Source organism: Mesotoga sp. HF07.pep.5.2.highcov (assembly GCF_003666285.1).
Lineage (GTDB): Bacteria > Thermotogota > Thermotogae > Petrotogales > Kosmotogaceae > Mesotoga > Mesotoga prima.
On record NZ_JFHJ01000476.1, the window covers coordinates 1 to 1,502 of the forward strand.

Here is a 1,502-nt window from a genome sequence, read left to right on the forward strand (position 1 = left end):
TCGATTAGGTCCTTCTGGAGTTCGGGGCCACCAAAGGTAATTAGGAAGTGTTCGGTGACATCTGAAAGAGGCCACCCTACTCCATTGCCGCTTGCAATAGCGTCCTTCACTCCTGGTATAGTCTCGATTTTTTCAAGGAGAGCAACAAATTCATCCCATGTAGTAGGTGCCTTCAAACCATGGCTTTCAAAGAAGGATTTCCTGTACCAGAACCCCGGTTTGACTTTTGCGGTGTAAGAAATCCCGAAGACTCTCCCGTCTGAAGTCTTGACATTGTCGAGTGCACCCGGAATATACGCATCGGTATCAATCACATCAGATAAATCAACCACGTGTTGTGTGTTGCTTGTAATGAAGTTCGACCACATGAAGATCACGTCTGCTGGTGCCTTCTTTGCAGAAAACTGTGCCGGCAGAACATTTGCCAGGTCTTCTGCCCTGTATGTCTGGTAGGTGTAATCAATGCCTGTCTTTGCCTTGAATTCTTCGAGGACTGGAAGGAAAGCGTCCATCTCAACGCCAGACCAGGGACCAATAACCGAAACAGTGCTAGAGATCAATGCGGTGGAGAGAACAACTAGGACTGTTACCAAAAGCTTCTTCATCAAAAATACCCCCTTTTCAATGTAGATTCGCTTTTCAGTAAACATCTCCCTTAGACCGCTTAAGTGGTCTGAAAATCCACACATTCATCCGAAAATACACACATTATATGGTTTGACTCTTGTAACCTGAAGTTAGTTCAACAGAAATCAATGACTTAGTAAGGAATCAGACTTAAAAGAAGAAACATCACAATTTTTCAATAAAACAATTCTGCTTTTTGACTCATACGTAGAAGCTGATTGCCATCTTATTCAAAATACAATTCCTTTTGAAAATGGAAATGATATATGGTTGCTGTGATGAACTTTTATTATTATTATTTTTTTATGAAAACTATCTCCATCTTATTGAGAACAAGTCTTGCTGGCGCTTCTTGTCGAGTGTCGCTCAGCGAAGAGAGACAGTGACAGTTGTCATTAGTTCTTAGTTTTATCTCAAGGACACCTTATGTAAGCTATCATTCATTTTTACTTGCTTAGTCTCTCTTCAATACTGCCGTCTGGAAGGACAAAATCCGTCGAGACCGATAGTAAATCATCTAGGCGAAATCTAGCACATTCTGTCCAATCCTTTTCACAGTACATCTCGATCCATTCCCTGTTGATCTTTCCATTTTCGTAAGCCCTTACAACTGGACACTCATGATAATTGATGCAATACCCATCCTCCACCAGATCACCACCATTCTGTAGTCGTCAATTATGTTATCACAACGCGAGAAAATTGCAATACCCACCATCTGAGTTTGGTAGTTTGTAATATTCTTTGTATCCGTTATACAATGTTTATTATGAGGATGAAAAAACGGGGGTGATCTAATGCACAGAAGGCTGTCGTCTTTATTACTAATCTTATGTTTGGTTTTGGTCATTGCACTTTCGGGATGTGTTTTTCGA

The 1,502-nt window shown here is 40.9% G+C and carries 2 protein-coding genes; both read right to left on the reverse strand.

Features of this window, described 5'->3' with window-relative positions; translation table 11 throughout:
* Positions 1-605 (reverse strand): ABC transporter substrate-binding protein (locus BG32_RS09950; RefSeq protein WP_147434932.1); only part of this gene is annotated, 605 nt, incomplete at its 3' end.
* A 468-nt stretch (positions 606-1,073) separates the two neighbouring features.
* Positions 1,074-1,277 (reverse strand): hypothetical protein, encoded by a 204-nt coding sequence (locus BG32_RS09955; RefSeq protein WP_006492703.1) that lies wholly within the window; start codon positions 1,275-1,277, stop codon positions 1,074-1,076.
* Positions 1,278-1,502 lie beyond the last annotated feature (225 nt).